Here is a 21,342-nt window from a genome sequence, read left to right as displayed (position 1 = left end):
TTGACCCAAGTATCCCTAAAAACTGTGGCAATCGCCATATTCTCCATATTAGTAATTTTTGTTGCTGATGCATCATTGGAGAATATTTATAAAAAAAGCTATGCTATGGTTCGTGCACAATCGTTGCTGAACGACCCTGAGCTAATTGGCCCGGACGGCTTATGTAATATTTTTGGCAGTGTAATAGGTGTTTTTTCCGGTGGAGGAGACTCTGCTAGTGATGTATATAAATGGACAATTATAGCTCCAGATGGAACAGTTTTGTTTACAAGACCAGCCGGGGCTTTTCAGACTATCGAATATGCATTTGAACAGATTGGGGCACACACAATCAAGTTAGAAGTGAGTCGTGCTGGTAAGGTGATCGCTGACTTTAAAAAAGAAGTAGAAGTCATAAATGGACCGATTATAACACTTGCAAATAATTATAAAATCTGCGTAGATCAGCCATTAGATCTACAGGCCATCTCACCTTCAAGTGCTAATTTCTCAAACTATATCTTCGAATGGAAAAGTGAAAATGACGAAGTAGTAGGTAGCTCTAACACACTAAAGGTAAATACTGCCGGTAGCTACTCTGTTACATTTTATGTTCCGGATGAAGATTCAAACCCCGTATGCGAAACCAAGCTTCAAACTTTAGTTGAAATCCTTGATGCTATAACTATTATTAAAAGTTCAGCTTCGGTCTGCAGTGATGGCAGTATCACCTTCACATCCGATCCTCCAAATCAAGGCCAGTGGCTTTTGACAATTCCCGGTGAGCCAACTGCCATCCCTAAAGGTAATTCATCTTCTCTTACACTTGTGCCTAACATTGATTTACCCACTTTTGGAGAGTACAGTATAGAGCTCATCCTTGAAAATATCGAAAACCCCGCCTGCAGACCCCAAGCCATCAGTAATTTCACATATAACCAAGAACCTCTTATTTCTCTTGTATCATCATTTGGGGCAAGCGGATGCTTCACTCCGGATGGAGGACTAGAACTAATTGCAGAGACCAATCTTGATCAAATAATTGTTGGCGGGGTGGGAACTTCTTATGGTCCATTTCTAGCTGGAGAGACCATATCAATTACAAATTTAGAATCAGGGGGGTATACCTTGTATTCGTATCTCAATGGATGCCAAAATAGACTTGGTGCCGTAGTACCATTAGACATCGCTCCATCGATTCTGGATTTTGCTATTGAAAACATTACCTCAGAATCCTGTACTAGCATCGGAAAAAAAAATGGTTCATTCGATGTCAATTTAATTAATGGGCCTACAGAGGGCTCTTTTAGGATATTGAGTGAAAAAGGGGATGTGGTAGTAAAAGAAGCATTGCCTTCTTCAGTCAATCCTTTTAAGATCGAGCTGGGAGGGGGAAAGTATTTCTTCGAAATATTAGATTCTGATAGCTGTAAATTACCTACTAGAGAGCTTATTGAAATCCCAGGTAAACCCCAAGTTATCTTTACGATACCTGAACAGCTAACTATTTGCGAGTCCTATGATCTAATTCCTCAGACGACAGAAAACCTGCTTTTCACTTTAACCGACCCTTCAGGAAACACAATCTCAAAAAATGCAGGAGAGCCTTTCACTATCACAGCAGGTGGGGAATATAGCCTATTAGGATTACTACCTAATCAAAGTGATGTTTGTCCATCAGAACTTAAGCTAACTGTAAGCACTGCTGATCCTATTCCATTTGACCCAGTACTTATAAGTGAAGACTGCGTGATTGGCAATAGAATTTTTGAAGCCGATATTTATGGGATTGATCAAAATTTGGCCAATTTTTATTGGAGAAATTCTATTGGAGATATTATCGGGACAGGACAAAGTCTCTTCCTCTCCCCTAATTCAATAGGAACCTTTTCTTTGGAAGTGCAGCCAATAAACAGCCAAAACTGTCCTATTTCTCCAAAGGAATTTACAGTTGAGGAACCTGTATTATTTGTAGATGCATCAATAAATTCCACCAAACTATGTGAGCTTGGCCCTGAAGCAATTTTGGAGTTGATTACCACATCGCCGGAAGCTGTTACAAATATTAGATGGCGGAGATTTGATGAGGCTGGAGAAATCGAGGAGCTTCCAGAATTCAATAATCAAAAAATCATCATGACACGGATAGGTGGTACTTATGAGGCAGCCGCCTACAGTATTATTCCGCAAATCAATAAAGATTGCGAACTGGGAAGGACTACTTTTCAACTGGATTTGACTCCTGATAAAGTAGAATTTGAAATTCCAGATCAACTGATTATCTGTGACTTTTATGAACTGGTTCCTGAAACAAGCCAAGATTTAGAATTCTTTCTCACTACTCCTACAGGTGAAGTAGTCGAAAAGTCTTCTGGACAATCCTTCAAACTAGAAGATGCAGGTATTTATACATTCTTGGCATTTGACAGAAATAGTCCTACTGCCTTCTGTCCTGAGCAGAAGGAGCTTGTGGTCACTTTAACCGATGCTGTTGATTTCCAACCAATTTTATCGGAGGAATTTTGTGATGGCAGAAAAATATATCAGGCATCAGTTAGTAATTATGCGCTTGAGGATGTTGACATATCTTGGAGTGATAAGGATGGTAATGAAGTGGCAAGCAGTGAATTTATAACAATTGACATACCTGGAATTTATACTTTAGAAGTACAACCATCTGATGCCACCCCATGCCATATTACTCCCATTACCTTTGAAGTTTTGCCTCCATTGTTAGCAATTGATGTGATGCTAGTAGCAGATCCACTATGTCCTGATTCGGCATCTGCTTCTATTCGAGCGGAGGCAGACTTCAGCTTAGTGACTATGATAGAGTGGTGGTATACCTCGCCGACTGGTGAGCAATCAGAACTGGTTGGAGAACGCAACAAAGAAGAAATCTTAGCAATAAATGAAGGGACTTATGAAGTGAGATTGCTCAATCAAATTCAATGTAATCTTGGCTTTGATAGGGTTTTACTTTTGCGAAGTACTGATATCGTCAGACCTGAAGTGGAGGATACCTATCAAATCTGTCCTAAATACCAAATTGGACCTACAATTAACCCTGGTAACTTTGCCAGCTATGAATGGTACTTTGAAGATCAGCTAGTTTCCACCAACACGGTTTATAAGCCGGTTAACATAGGGGATCATAGACTAATCGTTTACAGTGAAGAAGGATGTGCATTTCAAACTGATTTCGCTACCGAAGAGGAATGTGAACTTAGGGTAATTTACCCTAATGCTGTGCAACTCGGAAATCCAGATAAGCAATTTTTATTATATACCAATTACCTTATTGACGAAGTAAATTTGGTTATACTAAACCAATGGGGACAGGTTATTTTCCAATGTTCCCAGACCAATCTAATTTCTGAAGAAACTACATGTCTTTGGGACGGTACATATAATGGCAAAGTTATTCCAAACGGAAATTATGCTGTGCGGATAAATTTTAAGAATTATGAAAAGAATATCTCTAAATCCGAATTTGGCTCCATTCTTATTATAGATTAATTCGTGTAGCAGAGGTATAAATAGGATTGGAACATTTTTTGAAGCCAACCGCCTACTATTAATACTTTGACGACAAGTATTGTTATCTTTGCACACACCCAAATTTAAGTTAATTGAAGTCCGAAGACCAATTTTCTGTATGGAAGAACCAATTTAATGTACTAAAAATTGGAATGGTCATGGCTTGGACCATACTTATTTTGACGCCTTTGGTCATACTGGGGAGGTCAGTGAAAAGCCCAAGTAAACCCGAAACTACCTACTCGAAAAATGCAGGCATAGGGCTCACTGGTGATACTAACTTGTGTATTGTGATTGGTGGTGTAATAGGCAACTATAGTGCAGGAGGTGATCCAGGAGATGTATATGAATGGAAAATAACCAAGTCAACTGGAGAGGAATTATTGAGCAGAAGAGGAGGTGACCAATATGAATCCATTCAGTTTTTGTATAATGAAGTCGGAGACTACACTGTTTCTTTAAAAATTAGAAGAGGCACGGATTCGAATTTTTACGAAGAGAGTTTAGATGTAAAAATACAAAAGGGTCCTGAATTGGAATTAAAGCCAGACTACCTAGTCTGTGGGGATGCACCTGTTTTACTAACAGCCTTAAATCCAACTACGCCTAATCTTTCTGATTACACTATTATATGGAAGTCTCTGGATATAGATGGAAATCAGGTAGATCTAGGAACTGGAAATGAATACTTGGCCTACGATAATGGGTACCACTTCGTAGAATTATTCCTAACTAATGCCGATGGCACCCAGGCTTGTACCGTCAATGGATCAACATTTGTAGGCCCACCGGTCGATTTTCAAATCACCCAATCCGACGAAAAAATCTGTGAAGACGAAAACATCCTAATTGGAACAGATACTCCATTAACTGGAGAATGGTTCATTAGAAAAAGTGGTGCCGCCACAAAAACTAGTCTTGGGAGTGCATTTGAGATTACCCTGGGATCAAGCGATCTTACCGGGCCAGGAGTATATGAAGTCTTTTTTAGTGCGGTAGACGAGAGATATCCAGACTGCCCGTCCGAAAGAAAAATTGCATTTGAGCTTTTAGAATCCCCAACGGTTGATACCCAAATTTTAGTCGCTCCAGACGACTGCATTACTGAAAACGGCAGTTTTCAGATTACCGCCAACTCTAATCTAGATTCAATGGTAATACCCGAATTAGGTGTTTCTGAAAGCCCTGTTTTAGCAGGCCAGGTGTTGACATACTCAAATCTAAAACCAATGATCTATTCGATCATAACTACCCAAAATGGGTGTGAAATCACCAAGTTAGTACAACTGGGAGCAAAAAAACCTCCTGTAACACCGAGTCCACCTAACCAGCTAACATCAACAATAACGAACTTTCCAGAAACTTGCTCTGCGGATGGTGTGATTAATGGAAAGATAGAAGTAGATTTTGGTCAAACTATTGGAAATGGAACATATCGCTTATTTTCTGTTTCAAGAGGACAAATCGATGCAGGTGCGATTCCAACCAGTGGATTATTGGAGCTTGATCTCTCTTCAGACAGTTACATTCTTGAGAAAGTAATTGATGGATGTACTTACCCTAACGAATCTTTCACCATTGCTGATCAGCCACAGGTAGAATTTAGTATACCTAAGGATTTTCAAATCTGCGAGAATTTCGATTTTATTCCCGAAACAGCCGAAGATTTACTTTTCACTCTGACTTTCCCTGACGGAAGCACTCAAGATTTAGAATCAGGACAACCCTTCGCTCTTGCTGAAGCGGGATCTTATTCCTTAAAAGCGGAATCAAATGACCCATCATCTACATTATGTCCCAGAGTAGAAGAATTCAACGTAACCGTTTCTACAAAAATCACCTTCGAACCTATTCTTGTAGAAAAGGGGTGCTTTGATCCAATCCAATATATTGCAGACATCGAAGGCCTTCTCCCTGAAGAGACAAGTATAAGGTGGCTCAATTCAGAAGATGTAATTGTTGGCAGAGGTCTTGAGTTTTATCCCGGGACAATAGGCATCTTTTCTTTAATTGTACAACCATTAGGCAGTGCCTTTTGTGATGTTGCTCCCATCGAATTTGAAGTGGTACCTCCGGTAACTTCAGTGCCCATGGAACTAGAAACCACCAAAATTTGCCCTGAACCTGGATTTGCTGTAGTCACGTTGACTACTGATGAAGAAGAGGTTTCGGAGACGGAATGGATTTTTTACGATTTAAATGATCAGCGCAGAGAACTACCTGAATTCCATGATCTCTTGGAAATAGTAGTAGATGAACCAGGAACCTATGAAGCTGTAGGCTATAATAAATTTCACTGTGAGATAGGAAGAAATTTCATTTTGGTTGAGGAAAGTTCGCTTTTGGCACTTCCTAATCTGGATGAAAGCTACCCGATATGCTTAAAGAATAACACACTATCACCTATCGATCCGGGAGATTATGAGAAGTATGAATGGTTTTTTGAAGAGCAGTTAGTATCTACTGAGCGATTATATAATCCTGTTCAGGTTGGAGATTACCGATTACTAGTGACCACAGTAGATGGTTGTGAATTTGAAGACAACTTCAGAACCTATGATGTCTGTGACTACCAAATAGTTTATCCCAATGCTATGATCTTAGGTGATCCTGAGAAGAACTTTAGAGTGCTAGTGAGTGAAGGTATTACCGAAGCAGAACTATTTATCTTAAACCGTCAAGGGGAATTAATATATCACACATCTACTAATGATATTCCCTTGGAAGTGCCAATACTCACTTGGGATGGAAAAGCATCTGGGGAATACGTTCCAACTGGAAATTACGTGGTCGTAATTATACTCCGAAACGCACTTTATGGTCTTGAAGAAAAAGAAACTGTCCCCCTACTAGTAATTGATTAAAGACACAATGCAGAAGAATATTTTTTATTAGAGGGAAAGTTGAATGCAATATTTTTCCTATTTTTCAACTTTTACAATCGATTGTTCACAACCCAAAATTCAAAAACCTATCATATGACACAAACCATCAACAAATCAGCACTCTTCAACGCAAGTTGTTTTGCGCTCATTACCACCGCTTTTACCTTCTCCATCCGAGCAGGAATTCTGCCACAATTAGGAGCAGAATTTAATTTATCAAATGAGCAACTCGGATTCATCAATTCCATGTGGTTCTTAGGTTTTCCTATTTCTATGATTTTAGGAGGTCTTCTTTATCACAAAGTTGGCCCAGCCAATATCATGAGAATTGCTTTTGTGATGCACACCTTGGGTATTCTTCTTACTATTTACGCTGGAGGCTACACTACTTTATTACTTTCTACACTGTTTATAGGATTTGGTAACGGTTGTACAGAAGCTGCTTGTAATCCGCTAATCGCTGACATGTACACCGGTGATAAAATGAACAAAATGCTCAACAGATTCCATATGTGGTTTCCTGGTGGGATCGTAGTTGGAAGTTTAATTTCAGAATTCATGACCTTTTCGGGCGGATTTTTGGCCAACTGGCAAACACAAATGTGGGTATTGATGATTCCTACGGTAATCTATGCAGTTCTCTTCTTTGGAAAAGCTTTTCCTAAGCCGCATATAGATGCTGCTATGTCAATACCTCAAAATCTAAAAGCGATGATCTCGCCTATGTTTATATTCTTATTTGTTTGCATGATTTTTACAGCTACTACTGAATTCGGCACTACACAGTGGGCAAATGTGGTATTAAATAGTTCTGGAGCAAGCGGAATGTTACTTCTTGCTTTGACAACAGGTGTTATGGCTGTAGGCCGATTCTTTGGGGGGCCGGTTGTTGCTAAATTTGGTCAGCCAGGAGTACTGCTAGGCAGTGCGGTCCTTGCAACTATAGGTATTTACATGTTTAGCACAGTCACTGGGCCTTTAGCCTATGTGGCGGCTATAATATTCGGTCTAGGTGTATGCTTTTTCTGGCCAGTAATGATTGGCGCAACTGCGCAAAGAGCTCCACTCACTGGGGCATTGGGTATGTCTATAATTGGTGGAGTTGGAATGCTTTCAAACTTCTTTTATAATCCTATAACAGGAAGATGGATTGATGATGCAAGAGCTACAAACGCTGCTGCCGGTCTTACTGGAGACGCTCTAGAATTAGCAACAGGTCAAGAAACTTTACAAAAAATGATGCTATTCCCAGCGATACTAATTGTCCTGTTTCTTATTTTCTACTTCTGGCAAAAAGGGAAAAATCCCGATACTGCTCCAGCAGCTCACTAAATAATTAAAGCAGCCTTAGGGCTGCTTTTTTTTATTTTCTATTCTTCAAAGAATTGACGCCAGTGAACTAGTGTGATAATGGGTAATACTACCTGACAATTCTGAAAAAACCATTCAATTCCCTGTGATATGGAAATGAATGGTAATAGCAAAAATGATATAATCTGCTTGCTCTTGCAATAATTCTTATGCTTCAAAAAAAAGATTCTAAGAAGAAGAGTGCTTATTATATCCAAAGAAAAATTTCACCATGGAATTATCAAGTGATTGAATATTAGACAATTAACAGAGAAGAAGTTAAATCCCCTCCGTTATCAAACCTGACATTCACATCACATTTCCAGACTTTTCATTAATTTGATACTTGGATTTTCTAACCCTTTTAACCTCTCATCCTATGTTTAAGAAATTTACGATTCTCAGTCTGCTGGGATTAATACTTTTTTCCTGTGAAAAAAAGCATGTTCAACTTTCAGACGAAGAATATTCCAAACTCAGCGATGAGCAAAAAAGAAGCTCAGAGCATGCTGTCGATGGAATTATAGTAGCAGATGACCGCTTGGAAATCACGCTTTTTGCCTCTGAACCAATGATGTCTAATCCCACAAATATGGATATTGATGATCGCGGAAGAGTCTGGATTGCGGAGGCGTATAACTACCGTACCACGTTGAACCCTAGAAACCCCACCAGAGCAGAAGGTGACAGAATCCTAATCATGGAAGACACTAATGGTGATGGTGTAGCAGATGAATCCAAGGTTTTTTATCAGGGAAATGATATTAATGCAGCATTGGGTATTGCGGTTTTTGGCGACAAAGTGTATGTCTCTGTAAGTCCGTATGTGTATGTATTCACCGATGCGGATGGAGACGATGTCCCTGAGAAAAAAGAGATCCTCTTCGAAGGAGTAGGCGGAGTGCAACATGACCATGGCATGCACGCTTTTACTTTTGGCCCTGATGGGAAATTGTATTTCAACTACGGAAATGAAGGCAAAGGAATTCATCATGCAGATGGGTCGCCGATTCTCGATCCTTTGGGAAGACCAGTGAATAGTGAAACCGCTCCATACAGGGAAGGAATGGTATTCCGAATGAATCCTGACGGTTCGGATGTGGAAGTTTTAGGATGGAATTTTAGAAACAACTACGAAGTAGCAACAGATAGCTACGGCAGAATGTGGCAGTCTGACAATGATGACGATGGTAACCGAAGTACCCGGATCAATTACGTCATGGATTACGGTAACTATGGCTTCAAAGATGAATTCACGGGAGCTGACTGGAGAGCCAGAAGAATCAACATGGAGGACTCAGTTTATCAGCAACACTGGCATCTCAATGACCCAGGAGTAGTACCAAATCTCCTTCAAACGTACGCTGGTTCTCCAACTGGAATTTTGGTATATGAAGGCAAATTACTTCCTGAAGAATACCAAAATCAGGTCATTCACTCGGACGCAGGGCCTAATATTGTGAGAGCTTACCCAACTGTTCCTTCGGGAGCTGGATTCGACGCAAAAATCATCAATCTTCTCGATGGAAACTCAAGAGACAACTGGTTTAGACCTTCCGATGTGACAGTAGCACCTGATGGCTCATTATTTATCTCAGACTGGTATGATCCGGGAGTAGGCGGTCATGCGATGGGGGATTTGGATAAAGGAAGAATATATAGGCTAGCTCCAAAAGGCACTGATTATGAAGTGAGCAAGCCTGATTATTCCAGTATTTCCTCTCTAATTAATTTACTTCAAAACCCGAATCGTGCGACTCACTTTAAAGCTTTCATGGCGCTGGTAGAAAAAGGAGATGAAGCGAAAGATGCTTTAGAAAAATTATTTACCGAAGGAGAAAGCCGAATGCGAGCAAGAGCATTCTGGGTGCTCACCAAGCTACCAAATGGGAACGATTACATCAAAACCGCCGCGACTGATTCAGATGAAAACATCCGAGTGGCAGCTATTCGAGCTTACAGAAACAATAAAATGAGTGACGTGTCATTCTTGTTGGACATGGCAGGCGATGAATCTGCACAAGTTCGCAGAGAAGTTGCATTGGCTATTAGGTACAAATCTAATCCTGAAGTATGGCTGAAGCTTGTCGATGGATATGAGAGTGGAGATCGCTGGTATTTGGAAGCTTTGGGGATTGCTGCAGAAGGTTTTTGGGATGATTATTTACCAAAATATCTGGAAGCAAGCGGTTCTGGCTGGATGGAAAATCAAGAAGCTAAGAATATGGTCTGGAGATCACGGGCTTCAAATACGGCTGAATTGCTTGGCAAAATCATTCTTACACAACCTGGAAGAAACAATCAGGCTTATTATAGGGCATTGGACTTCCAATCACCCACAGCCAAGAATGAAACCTTAAAAGCGCTGCTTGCAAATGCTCCCGAGGAGGATCAATTGATTATTTTAAGACAGATCAGTTTTGACCAAAAAAATCCGGATAGGCAGATACTTTCGCTTGCAAAACAAACAGCTGGAAGCATTGCAGATGATAGAGATTTCATGGATATAGTCAGCAAGTATGGCTTGACAGATCAGAAGGACAGGATAGAAAAGTTGGTTTACCAATCGGAAAACAATCAGCATTCGCAAATGGCTGCAAACATTTATGCATCCCTTTATGGCATGGATGACATCCGAAAATCCTTTAGCAATACTGACCAGGCCTACGCTATTTTGGCTATTCAAAAGTTTGGCACTGTTGATAATGAAGCCATGGCAAAGTCGCTTGCGGATATCTATTCTGACGAATCAAAGCCACTGGAATTAAGAACTGCTGCGATGCAAGCTGCGAAAGGATATAATTCAGAACCATATCTCTGGGAACTAGCCAAAGCAGATCAAATACCTGCAGATATGCTCCCGATTGCGCAGAAAATTCTGCTTTCATCTTGGAATGGAAGTATCCGTGCCGAGGCAAATGAGAAATTTGGACATAATACTGAAAAATCCACTATCGATCTTCCTAAGCTTCTCGCTCAGGAAGGAGATGTTGAGAAGGGGCTTCTCATTTCCGATAATTACTGCGTAGCCTGCCATAAAATAGAAGAGAAAGGCATTGATTTTGGACCTGCACTCACTGAAATCGGAGACAAACTCTCCAAGGAAGGACTTTTCAATGCCATCCTTAACCCATCTGAAGGAATGGGCTTTGGCTATGAAACCCAACTTGTAAAAATGAAAGACGGTACTCAATTCACATGTATTGTCAATTCCAAAACTGAGAATGATTTGGTGGTAAAATTAGTTGGCACCGCCGAGCAGAAAATTTATAAGCTAGTGGACGTGGAAAGTGTCACCCAACTTGACGAATCTCTTATGCCTAAATTTCCACTTACAGAAACTGAACTGGTGGATCTTGTAAGCTATCTGGAGACCTTGAGGAAATAAAGATCAGCATTCACAGTTATTTTCAATGCAACTGTGAATGCTTTCTATCATACATTTAAATCTATTGACAACTTGAATTCCAAAATCTCATTTCTCTTACTCCTGCTTCTATTTTCATTTAGCAGCTTTGCTCAAACAACCATCTACGAGTCAGAAACCTTAAAAATCGAGCAAATCAGTCCAAACACCTTTGTTCATATCAGTTACCTGAATACGGAAGATTTTGGAAAAGTGGGTTGCAATGGGATGATTGTCATTAACGAAGGCGAAGCATTAGTTTTTGATACCCCAGCAAATGATGAGGCTAGTTTAGAATTGCTAAACTGGCTGGAAAATGACCAAAAAACCAAAGTAAAAGGAGTTGTAGCTACGCATTTTCATTGGGACTGCCTCGGTGGATTGAATGAATTTCATGCAAAGGCAATACCTTCTTACGCTTCCTCCATGACTATTGAACTGGCGAAAGCTGCAGGTTATCCCGTTCCGGAAAATGGTTTCAAAAAGAGATTAGTGCTAAAAGCAGGAAATATAGACGTGATAAACCAATTTTTAGGTGAAGGACATACCAAAGACAATTTTGTCGCTTACGTGTCTTCTGATAAAGTTATCTTCGGCGGTTGCATGATTAAAGAGCTGGGTGCGGGAAACGGAAATCTCGAAGATGCTAATGTCGCAGCTTGGCCTACCACTGTCCGTAACGTAAAATCAACGTTTCCTGAAACTAGCATCGTGATTCCCGGTCATGGTAAGATCGGCGGTACGGAGTTGTTAGATTATACTATTGAGATGTTTGAAAAGCAGAGTCAATGATAGATTACAAGTGTCCAGCTTCTGGAGAAGCAGGGCAACTTCCAGATATGCTTAGCAGATAAACCACAAAAAAGCCCTTGCAGATATCCGCAAGGGCTTTCCCAATTCAAACCATAATTTACTTTTTTTCAATAATTCGCAAGCTCGCTTCACCGGAATGCACTTGTCCAAAACGATCCGTGGCCTGGATATGAATCACATGCTCTCCAGCTTCCAACCCATTAGGAATTGCGCCCCTCCAAAGGTGTTTGCTCTGAGTAGGACTGGAAGGTCTTCGACCATCGATCAATTCTTCTGTCACATCCCATTCAAATAAATCTACCAAGTAGGAAGGATCATAATCCTCCACTTTAGTCGCGGTTTTCCATTCTCCCTCATCAAACTTGATCAACACCTCATCGCCTTCTCCACCCATGAAGAAGTTTACAAAAATACCTGAAGTAGTTCTTTTGTCCTTCTCCAGTACTTTTGGAGCAAAAATCTCCATCTGATAATCACTGGATTTACCTGCTACCTGATAGCGTATTTTATATTGATTTCCCTCAAAGTGAATCAGCGCATAGCCTTTTGGAGTACCATCACGCATGGTGGATACAGGAACTCCCTTTTCATCCAATATGCCCTTGTACCAATCCCCAGAAGTAGTACCTACATTGTAGTGATGATGTGGTTTATCTTGTTTCCACCCGTCCTCTTTGTAAAACAAATCTTGCTTCTGTAAATGGGTGTGGGCAGAAAGCGATAGTGTGTAAGGGAAATCTGCCAACAACTCAAAGATTTCCTGACGATCTTCATCACGGAATGAATCTCCCTGTTCAGACAGTGGTATGTGCATAGAGATTACTATCAAATGATCTTTGGGGACAAACTTCAGGTCATTTCTCAGGAAGTCCAATTGATCTGGTCGCAAGCCACCCCAATATCCCTGCTTATCTCTAGGGTCTGGCCACAAGATGTCATCAAGAACGATAAAGTGAACCTTACCTACATTGTATGCATATGCACTTGGGCCAAAATGAGCTTCAAATGTCTCATCAGCCAACTCATCTTTTTCCACATCATAATTCTGATCGTGATTTCCCATTACATTATACCAAGGAAGGCCAACTTTTGCCACAGCTTTAGCATATGGAGTAAATAAATCCAGGTCATCTCCTACCAGATCGCCAAGAGAAAGACCGAAAGCAACGTCCTGGATTCCTTCCACTTCACTGACTATCCCACGGTCGAAAAAGTCAACTTCTTCCAGTGTGTATGGCTGAGGATCACCGAAAATCAAAGCGGTAAAATCATCAGGTTCTTCTGTGGCAGACATCGCAAAGTTGATTTCCTTTGGCAACTCTCCCGTTGGAGCAGAACCAGCATATTTTAGGTCAGGAGACCCACTTGGCTTATGGATATAATAAAACTGAGGTTTGTTCAGGGAATCCAGTGGAACAGCAAAACCTCTTGGCTTGATCACAAAGAGCAGTTGACCGTCTTCCAATCCGATTTCATAATAGCCCTTTTCGTCAGTTTGTACCACTTCTCTGCCATTGGAAATACTGACTGCGGAAAGTCCAGCTTCTCTACGTTGCCTTTTCCCATCGCCATTGGCATCATGATAGACATAGCCTTTTGCCAGTTCTTGGGAAAATGCCGTGAAACTTGTAAAGAGCAGAACTGCTGACAGTCCTGCTTGTATGAATTTTAATATCATTGTTCCCACCATACTTTAGTATTGATATCATCTGCACCCATTCTGGCTACAGCGGTCTTGTAATTTTCAGGATTGTTGATCTGTACACTTACAGGATATCTAAATCTCACTGGAGCCTGCTGGTTATTTAACATGCCTTCGTTCTTTGGAAGCACTGGAAAGCCTGTTCTGCGATATTCAAACCATTGCTGATAATCATTGAAATACAACCCCACATATTTCTGAAGCATAATCCGCTCCAAGGTTCCGTCGTAAGCAGCAGCCGGATTTTCGAAATAACCTTCAGAAAATTCCACTTCCCACTGCTCCATAGCAGCCTTTACTCCATTTTCATAATGAACCATCGCATCTGAATCTATCACACCACGTTGTGCCAATTCTGCTTTGATAAATTCAACCTCCGAATAGGTTAAGATCAAGGAGATCATCGGAGCCTCCACCAATATCCGATTATGATTACTTGGAATAAACTGAAACTGGTTTTCATTGCCGTCAAACCCACTCGGAATCCCTTTATAGCCAATATCAGTAGTTCCATCCATAGCTCGGGCTCTAGTCATGAACCTTTCTCTTCTAGGGTCTTCCAGGGCATTAAGATTATCTGCAAAAAACTCCGACATCGAACGGAAGGTCGTGAAGTCAATCGCCCTTCCCCAAGGAGAAAGATTTGGTGTGACTCCTGTTATTTGAAGTATGGCAGACTCAGCAGTATTTTCAAATACCGGATACTGATCTGGATTGTTGATCATAGCAGCGAGCTTTGCAAAGGCGTTCTGCTCTGATCTATTAGATACTCTTAGCAACAATCTTAAGTGAAGGGAATTGGTAAATTTTTTCCACTTAATTACATCATTGTGAAAGAGAATATCATCTCCGTAAATCATTGCCTGCGTGTCGTCATACAAGGTATTTGCACGCTCCAAATCTTGGAAAATTTGCATATAGACAGCCTCTTGGGTGTCAAACTGTGGCTGGAAAATCCCTTCCTCTGCTCTGCTGGCCTCCACCATAGGAATATCCCCAAAACTATCAGTCAATTGACTAAGGCTGTAAGCTCTTAATGTAAGTGCTATAGCTTCGTAATTCACATCAGAATTAGCTATGGCAGAAGTCTCCATTTCTTTGATATTTATTAGCCATCTGTAATAGGTACTCCAAGTGGAATTCCCTGCGGCTTCTGAAATATCATAGCGATGAATACCCCCATTCGCACTTGGAAAAGGCAATGCCACCTGCATGACCTGAAAGGTGAAGGCATCTGCCCTATCGGTTCCAAAACTGGATAATCCATAAATAGTAGGATTAAGCAAAGTACCCGGGCTGATCTGGTCAATCCTATTTGGATCTGTGTTGATCTCTTCAAAATCTCCGGTGCAGGAAGTAGATGCCCATACCAAGGATCCTAGTAGTAGTGTTGCGATATATTTTTTCATGTGTTTAAAATTATTTTATATGGTCACATCGAATCTCGCATTACGGATAATCATCCCTCCGTGTGTCGTCTTCGACATGCTCGATTTCATACTGTTCATCAATTAAAACTTAAGGGTTAAGTTCACTCCCATATTTCTGGTACTTGGTAATTGTCCCATTTCTATTCCCGGAAGCAAAGTTCCGCCGTTTAAAGCAGCTGTTTCCGGATCAAACACTGGGAATTTGGTCCACATCGCCAGATCTCTACCATAGAGTGCGATGGAAGCCTGACGTATGCTTGTCTTTTGAAGGAATTTGACTGGAATACCATATTCCAATCTCATCTCTCGAAGTTTTAGAAATGAGGCATCAAAGGAATTGGATTCCACATTTGCCCTACGGTATTTGTCTCTATAGTAATCTGCGATATTGACCTGTGTAGTGTTTGGAGAAAAAGTACCATCTCCATTATCCACTACTCCATCTCCTACAATCATTCCGGTCTCTCTGCCTTCCAAAGTGCTTTTAAGCTTACCCATCTCTGTCATTTTGTGGTGGGTTTGAGAATAGACGATACCTCCATATTGCCCGTCAAAAAGAATACTCATTCTAAGGTTCTTGTACACAAATTCATTTCTTAATCCGCCTTTCCACTTCGCATAAGCATTTCCTTGGTACTCGATCTCCGAAGGTCTGGCAGGAAGTCCATTGCTTCCGTACACTATTTCTCCTTCAGGAGACCTTACAAAACCAAACCCATATATATCTCCTGTAGTCCCTCCAACTTTGGCGATAATGGTCGCATTTCCTCCATAGCCGATCACTTGACTTCCATCTACTTCGTCAGGAAGAGAAAGCACTTCATTTTCATTTTTTGCCCAGGTGATAAATGAATTCCACTGGAAATTATTTGTTTTGATAGGACTACCATTGAGCACTAGCTCAATTCCACGATTTTGAACCTTACCTGCATTAAGAATTGCACTGGAATATCCTGTGGTGACATCTACAGGAACCTGAAGGATCTGGTTTTTAGTCTCAGAGATGTAGTAATTAACATCAAATCCCAGCCTTCTATTGAAGAAAATCATCTCCAATCCAGTTTCAAAACTGGTAGTGATCTCTGGCTTGAACGCTACATTGTAAAGCGTAGAAGGCACCGAGGCTGAGCCTGGGAATTCGCTTTGTCCATAATACTTGGAAGTACGATAGGGATCTGTGTCATTTCCTACCTGAGCTCCTGATACCCGAAGTTTGGCAAATGAAATCGGACTTGGCAATGAAAATATATCCGACAGTACAAAACTTGTACTCACAGAGGGATAGAAGAAGCTATTGTTTTGGACCGGAAGTGTACTGGACCAGTCATTCCTTCCTGTTATATCAACGAACACTTTTTCATCGAAATCCAAGGTCATCAATCCATATAGAGAATTGATTACACGATTATTATCATTGGTAGAAAACACAGGATTATTAATACCATTGGCAAGTTTGTACACTCCCGGGATCACCAGTCCATCTACATAGGCCGACATCATGCGGAATTTTCTCGACATGTGATTGGCTCCCACACTAGCTCTCAAAGAGATTTTCTCTGCCAACTTTCCGTTGTAAGTGAACAAGAAATCCGAGTTTTGCTCATAATTAGTGATGTTTTGCTCTTTGAAGTAGCCTCTTCTGAAATTGGCGGTACTGTAAGGTCGCTGTTGTTGCCTCTCTTCTTGGCTCATGGCTAGGCTAGTACGTACCATCAATTCGAAATGATCACTAAAGGTGTAATTAGCAGATAGGTTACCAAACACTGAGTTATTATTCACTGTGTTGGTCATCTCATAGGCGATCAAATAAGGATTGTCTATGAAAGAGCTGAAAGGATGAACCTGCTCCACATTTTTCTGCCCCTCTTTCCAAATAGGTCTATACCATTCCAAGTCAATACTTGGATTTTGAAAGATCATAAAGTAAGCGATAGACTGATTATTATAGCCAGTAGCAGGAAGGTTATCAGAACTCTTGTTAGTGTAATTCACCTTCGCATTCAGCTTCAATCTTTTGCTGATCTGCTGAGAAGCAGATAGTGATGCTACCAACCGCTCAAAACCCGTGTTAGGCATGATCCATTCATTCTTGGTCTGAGTGATAGATGCTCTCAATGATCCGCCTTCATTGGCGCCTTCCAAAGCCACGCTGTTGACCATATTGAAACCGGTTTCCCAGAAACCCGTCACGTTATCTTCATAAGGTCTCCAAAGCTGACGCTCAGCAGATTGCCCTTCTAAAGTAGGATCATATTGGAAATAAGATTGACCGTTAAATTTCGGCCCAAAGGCACTACTGGTGCCCCCAGTACTGGAACCATCCTCAGAAACACCGTACGAGTAATAAGGATCACCGTCTACATTAAATGACTTTCCTGTTCCCTGTCCGTATTCGTATTGTCTTTCAGGCCACTTGAGTACATTCTGAAAGCTAAAATTAGAATTGATCGTCACTCCAAGTCCTTTGGTTCTTCGAGAACCACTTTTTGTGGTCACAATCAAAGCACCATTTGCAGCTCGGCTACCATAAAGAGCCGTGGCACTCGCACCTTTCAACACATTAATTGATTCGATATCATCCGGATTCAAATCAGCTATTCCATTACCAAAATCTACGGGGACATCATTTCCTGACCCCGCTCCATAGGCATTGCTCACACCTGAGGAAGTCAAGCCCGAATTCATCGGAACTCCATCTACCACTATAAGTGCAAAATTCCCATTTGGGTTGAGGGAATTATCCCCTCTTAGGCTGATCTGTGAGGAATTCATAGGTCCAGAACCTGCGGAAAGGACATTTAAGCCAGCGACTTTTCCCCTCAAAGCATCTGACCAGTTATTGGATCTCGCATCAAGTAACTGCTCGGAATCCACTTTTTGTGTAGCATAGCCCAGCGCTTTTTCTTCTCTTTTGATACCCAGCGCAGTAACGACCACTTCACCTAGCACATCGCTATCCAATCTTAATCGAATAGTAAGATTCGTCTGGTTTTGCGCTTGTACTTCCTGTCTATCATATCCTACATAAGAGAAAATCAAAACCGCTGCTTCGTCCACTGTGATCGCAAACTTGCCATCAAGATCCGTGGTCGTACCTGTGGTAGTTCCCTTGATGATAATATTGACACCAGGCAGCGTTTCGCCGGTCTCTTCATCAATCACAATCCCGGAAAGCCGTACTTCTGCTGCCTGTAAAGGCGGTACTACGAAATTTTTCTTTGTGCTTACCGCAATGGTATTATTGATCTGTTTGAATTTCAGATTGGACTGGCGGGAAATTTCTTCCAGAATGGTCTGAAGATCCGTTTTCCGCCTAGAATAGCTCACTTTAGTAGTAAGATCTAATCCTGTTTCATAGGAAAACTTAAATCCTGATTGTCTTTCGATCTGAACAAAAGATTCAGAAAGCCCCATTTCATTAGAACTGAAAGAGACAATAGTTTCTTCCAATTTTTGGGCATTGACGCCACTGGCAAACACCATGGAGTGCATCCAGCAACTGAGTAGGCAAGCCGTAAATAATCTCATAACCAAGGTTTTTAAGGCTGGTAGTAACTTTTTTTTCATAGATTTGAAATGTTCATGTGATAAAATGTTTCAAGCGTTTTTTACTAGAACTGAATGGATTCGTTGGCGCGAATCCATTCGTCTTTTAAGGGCAATTTTTGAAAGTTAAGGTTACATTTTTAGCGTCTAATTGATAGGTCAGTGGAATCGAATATTGGATCAGTTGCAGTAGGTTCTCCAAACTTTGTTTTTCATAAGTACCAGAAATCTCACAGTTGTTATTCGCGGTCAGATTATCAGTAATTTTCACGCCATACCAATCTTCCAGCGTCTGGATCATCTTAGCCATGGGCGTATTGTCAAAAACTATTATATCCTCTGTCCAGGCGAAAAGCGGATCATTTTCGGGTATGCCCGAAACGGAACCGAGTTGCTGGGTATAGTCGAGCCTAAGGTTTGGTGTAAGCATAAAAATTGAATCGACTTCATCAGACACTTTTACAAGTCCTGTTTTCACCGCTACTACAACTTGCTGATTGATGGAGTTTTTGATGAGAAAAGAAGTCCCTAAAACTTCTGTGGTAAGGTTTGCAGACTCTACTCGAAAAGGATGCAGTGTATCTCTTTTCACTTCAAAAAATGCTTCGCCGGAAAGTTTAACCAGCCTATTTTCAGAGAAATTTTCTGCTACCTGAATATGAGAATCATGAAATAAACTCACTGTAGAGCCATCTGGCAGGCGTACCTTTTTGATCATTCCCTTAGCGTTTTCAAAAGTCAGAAACTTAGGCTCCTGAGTTCCTGATGAGGCAGAAGTCATAGTATTCTTAGCCAAAAGCCCAATTCCAACAAGAATGATAAAGCATGCAGCCACCTTCCACCATTTCAAACTTTGCTTGGGAACAGTTCGGGGGATCGGGTCATAGATAGCTCTCTGAATCTGCTTTAGCATCTCAGCCTCTACTTGTTCTTTGTTGCGATTCTTGAAATCCTGGATGTGCATCTCAGAATCAACTCCCTTGTCATACCAAGAGTTGAATTGTTGTACCTCTTCTTTAGAAGCTTTGCCCCGAAGGATTTTAGAAAGGATGCCCGAAAGGACAGAAGGTAATCTCATGTGCAGTTGTCTTTCACTTATTAAGTGCTAAAACAGCCACCCCACTACCGGTCATTTTGATTATCTAATCATGAAATATGAATAGGGAAAAATTAATCTACCCATAACAAAGAGGGGTTTAGGCCACAAAATATATTGCTAAAGCCGGAGCTAAATGCTTTAATTCTCCTCGCATAGTTTTAAGCGATTTGGAAAGCTGATTATGAACTGTCTGGGGAGAAATCTTTAGCTTTTCTGCTATTTCATCGACCGAATAACCCTCCAGTCTACTCATCCTAAAAACCAACTGAGCACGCGGAGGAAGCATCTCAACAGCTATTTCTATCTCTTTATAGAGTTCCTCAAATCCAAAAACATCTTCTTCATAGAAGGATTCAGGTAGTGTATTGGCGCTATTAGGTCTGTTTTTAGCCAGCTCATCAAAGTACTTCATTACCTGATATTTCACAGCAGTCAGTAGGTAGCCTTTGAAACCAGTTTTAATATCCAAACATTCTCGCCTTTGCCAGATATCTATAAAAATCTCCTGTAGAATATCCTCCACTACTGCCTGATCGCCTATTTTGGAATAGGCCGAATGATACATCAATTTCCAATTGTCCTTGAAGACCTGTTCGAAATGAGCTGAATTTTGAAAAGCGGACATAATCCTGAGTGGGGTATAACTCAAAATTAACCCCGTTCAGACCCAAAAAGGAATTCGGGAGGTTAAGATATTATTAACAGCGGGTGATGAACTGATATCAAGAAGTAAAAATTAACGATTCCTGAAATATTTTTTTCATACTTAAGCGCATCAATATAGTAGGAGTGAACTCTTGAGAACATTTTAGAATTAGAACAAATAGGTTAAAAAAAGAAAAAATGGAATCACTACACGGAAAAGTAGCGCTCATCACCGGCGCAGGAAAAGGATTGGGCAAGGCAATCTCCGAGGCTTTGGCCAAAGAAGGTGTTCATCTGGCACTTCTGTCCCGAACAGAATCGGACTTACTTGCTCTCAAAGACATCATAGCAGGGATCGATTCCTCCCTAAACGTAGCTATAGCTGTTGCGGATCAGTCTGATTTTTCAAGCATCAAAACTGCCATCGCGTCATTGATCTCCGAAGTAGGCGTCCCTGACATTCTGGTGAATAATGCAGGAATAGGGAAGTTTGGTAAATTCCTAGACTTGGAAGTAAGTGAATGGGAAAATATCATCAAAGTAAACTTGCTTGGGGTTTATTATGTAATTCACGAAGTACTTCCAGGAATGCTCGCCCGTAAGTCAGGAGATATCGTGAATGTATCCTCTACTGCCGGACAGAAAGGGAATGCGATGACCAGTGCTTACAGTGCTTCTAAATTTGGTTTGAATGGTTTGACTGAATCGCTGATGCAGGAAGTAAGAAAATCAGATATCCGGGTATTTAGTATGAGTCCCAGCACAGTGGCAACTGACTTGTCCATCAGCTTAAATCTTACAGATGGCAATCCTGAGAAAGTATTGCAGGCTGAGGATTTTGCAGAATTGCTTGTGGCACACTTGAAGTTACCAAAACGAGCATTTGTGAAGGAAGTAGGTCTTTGGTCAACTAATCCTTGATAGAAAACCCCCAATTGTTATCAAAT

Annotated in this window: 11 protein-coding genes; 6 read left to right on the top strand and 5 right to left on the bottom strand. The window is 40.9% G+C overall.

The annotated features are described in order from the left end of the window. Positions 1-24: 24 nt before the first annotated feature. The 5 genes from SYJ56_RS03995 to bla all read left to right on the top strand — a co-directional run bounded on the left by SYJ56_RS03995 (position 25) and on the right by bla (position 11,952). Complete coding sequence (locus SYJ56_RS03995) at positions 25-3,498, top strand: hypothetical protein (RefSeq protein ID WP_323832345.1); 3,474 nt, start codon at positions 25-27, stop codon at positions 3,496-3,498. A gap of 179 nt (positions 3,499-3,677) precedes the next feature. Then, positions 3,678-6,383 carry a hypothetical protein gene (locus tag SYJ56_RS03990; protein ID WP_323832344.1) on the top strand — a complete coding sequence of 902 codons (2,706 nt, stop codon included), beginning with the start codon at positions 3,678-3,680 and terminating at the stop codon, positions 6,381-6,383. A 114-nt stretch (positions 6,384-6,497) separates the two neighbouring features. Further along, entirely contained in the window at positions 6,498-7,736 is a 1,239-nt protein-coding gene (locus SYJ56_RS03985) for an MFS transporter (RefSeq protein WP_323832343.1), read from the top strand. 397 nt (positions 7,737-8,133) lie between these two features. Continuing rightward, a complete protein-coding gene (locus SYJ56_RS03980; protein WP_323832342.1) occupies positions 8,134-11,142 on the top strand; it encodes a PVC-type heme-binding CxxCH protein in 3,009 nt (1,002 codons plus the stop codon). Between the two features lie 72 nt (positions 11,143-11,214). Beyond that, positions 11,215-11,952: a subclass B1 metallo-beta-lactamase gene (gene bla / locus SYJ56_RS03975; protein ID WP_323832341.1), complete on the top strand. Its 738-nt coding sequence runs from the start codon at positions 11,215-11,217 to the stop codon at positions 11,950-11,952. A gap of 118 nt (positions 11,953-12,070) precedes the next feature. Here bla and SYJ56_RS03970 read toward each other — a convergent pair whose 3' ends face one another. The 5 genes from SYJ56_RS03970 to SYJ56_RS03950 form a co-directional block, all read right to left on the bottom strand. Further along, a complete protein-coding gene (locus tag SYJ56_RS03970; RefSeq protein WP_323832340.1) occupies positions 12,071-13,651 on the bottom strand; it encodes a calcineurin-like phosphoesterase family protein in 1,581 nt (526 codons plus the stop codon). Continuing rightward, positions 13,648-15,084: a SusD/RagB family nutrient-binding outer membrane lipoprotein gene (locus SYJ56_RS03965; RefSeq protein ID WP_323832339.1), complete on the bottom strand. Its 1,437-nt coding sequence runs from the start codon at positions 15,082-15,084 to the stop codon at positions 13,648-13,650. Before SYJ56_RS03965 ends, SYJ56_RS03970 begins: the two co-directional genes overlap by 4 nt. 102 nt (positions 15,085-15,186) lie before the next feature. Beyond that, on the bottom strand, positions 15,187-18,672 hold the full coding sequence (locus SYJ56_RS03960; protein ID WP_323832338.1) for a SusC/RagA family TonB-linked outer membrane protein: 3,486 nt from the start codon (positions 18,670-18,672) through the stop codon (positions 15,187-15,189). A gap of 85 nt (positions 18,673-18,757) precedes the next feature. After that, positions 18,758-19,729: a FecR family protein gene (locus SYJ56_RS03955; RefSeq protein ID WP_323832337.1), complete on the bottom strand. Its 972-nt coding sequence runs from the start codon at positions 19,727-19,729 to the stop codon at positions 18,758-18,760. A 118-nt stretch (positions 19,730-19,847) separates the two neighbouring features. Then, a complete protein-coding gene (locus SYJ56_RS03950) occupies positions 19,848-20,375 on the bottom strand; it encodes a sigma-70 family RNA polymerase sigma factor (protein WP_323832336.1) in 528 nt (175 codons plus the stop codon). A gap of 218 nt (positions 20,376-20,593) precedes the next feature. Between SYJ56_RS03950 and SYJ56_RS03945 the strand changes: the two genes are divergently transcribed. Further along, positions 20,594-21,316 carry a 3-ketoacyl-ACP reductase gene (locus SYJ56_RS03945; RefSeq protein WP_323832335.1) on the top strand — a complete coding sequence of 241 codons (723 nt, stop codon included), beginning with the start codon at positions 20,594-20,596 and terminating at the stop codon, positions 21,314-21,316. Positions 21,317-21,342: the final 26 nt, after the last annotated feature.

The organism is Algoriphagus aurantiacus, from assembly GCF_035156405.1.
Lineage (GTDB): Bacteria > Bacteroidota > Bacteroidia > Cytophagales > Cyclobacteriaceae > Algoriphagus > Algoriphagus aurantiacus.
Note: the sequence above shows the minus strand (reverse complement) of the source record. Positions and strands in the feature narration are given on the sequence as shown.

Excerpts from the sequence above, each read along its gene's own strand:
- SYJ56_RS03965 (WP_323832339.1), bottom strand. The coding sequence starts at position 15,084 with ATGAAAAAATATATCGCAACACTACTACTAGGATCCTTGGTATGGGCA.
- SYJ56_RS03990 (WP_323832344.1), top strand. The coding sequence starts at position 3,678 with ATGGCTTGGACCATACTTATTTTGACGCCTTTGGTCATACTGGGGAGG.
- SYJ56_RS03970 (WP_323832340.1), bottom strand. The coding sequence starts at position 13,651 with ATGATATTAAAATTCATACAAGCAGGACTGTCAGCAGTTCTGCTCTTT.
- SYJ56_RS03985 (WP_323832343.1), top strand. The coding sequence starts at position 6,498 with ATGACACAAACCATCAACAAATCAGCACTCTTCAACGCAAGTTGTTTT.
- SYJ56_RS03950 (WP_323832336.1), bottom strand. The coding sequence starts at position 20,375 with ATGTCCGCTTTTCAAAATTCAGCTCATTTCGAACAGGTCTTCAAGGAC.
- SYJ56_RS03980 (WP_323832342.1), top strand. The coding sequence starts at position 8,134 with ATGTTTAAGAAATTTACGATTCTCAGTCTGCTGGGATTAATACTTTTT.
- SYJ56_RS03955 (WP_323832337.1), bottom strand. The coding sequence starts at position 19,729 with ATGAGATTACCTTCTGTCCTTTCGGGCATCCTTTCTAAAATCCTTCGG.
- SYJ56_RS03945 (WP_323832335.1), top strand. The coding sequence starts at position 20,594 with ATGGAATCACTACACGGAAAAGTAGCGCTCATCACCGGCGCAGGAAAA.
- SYJ56_RS03960 (WP_323832338.1), bottom strand. The coding sequence starts at position 18,672 with ATGAAAAAAAAGTTACTACCAGCCTTAAAAACCTTGGTTATGAGATTA.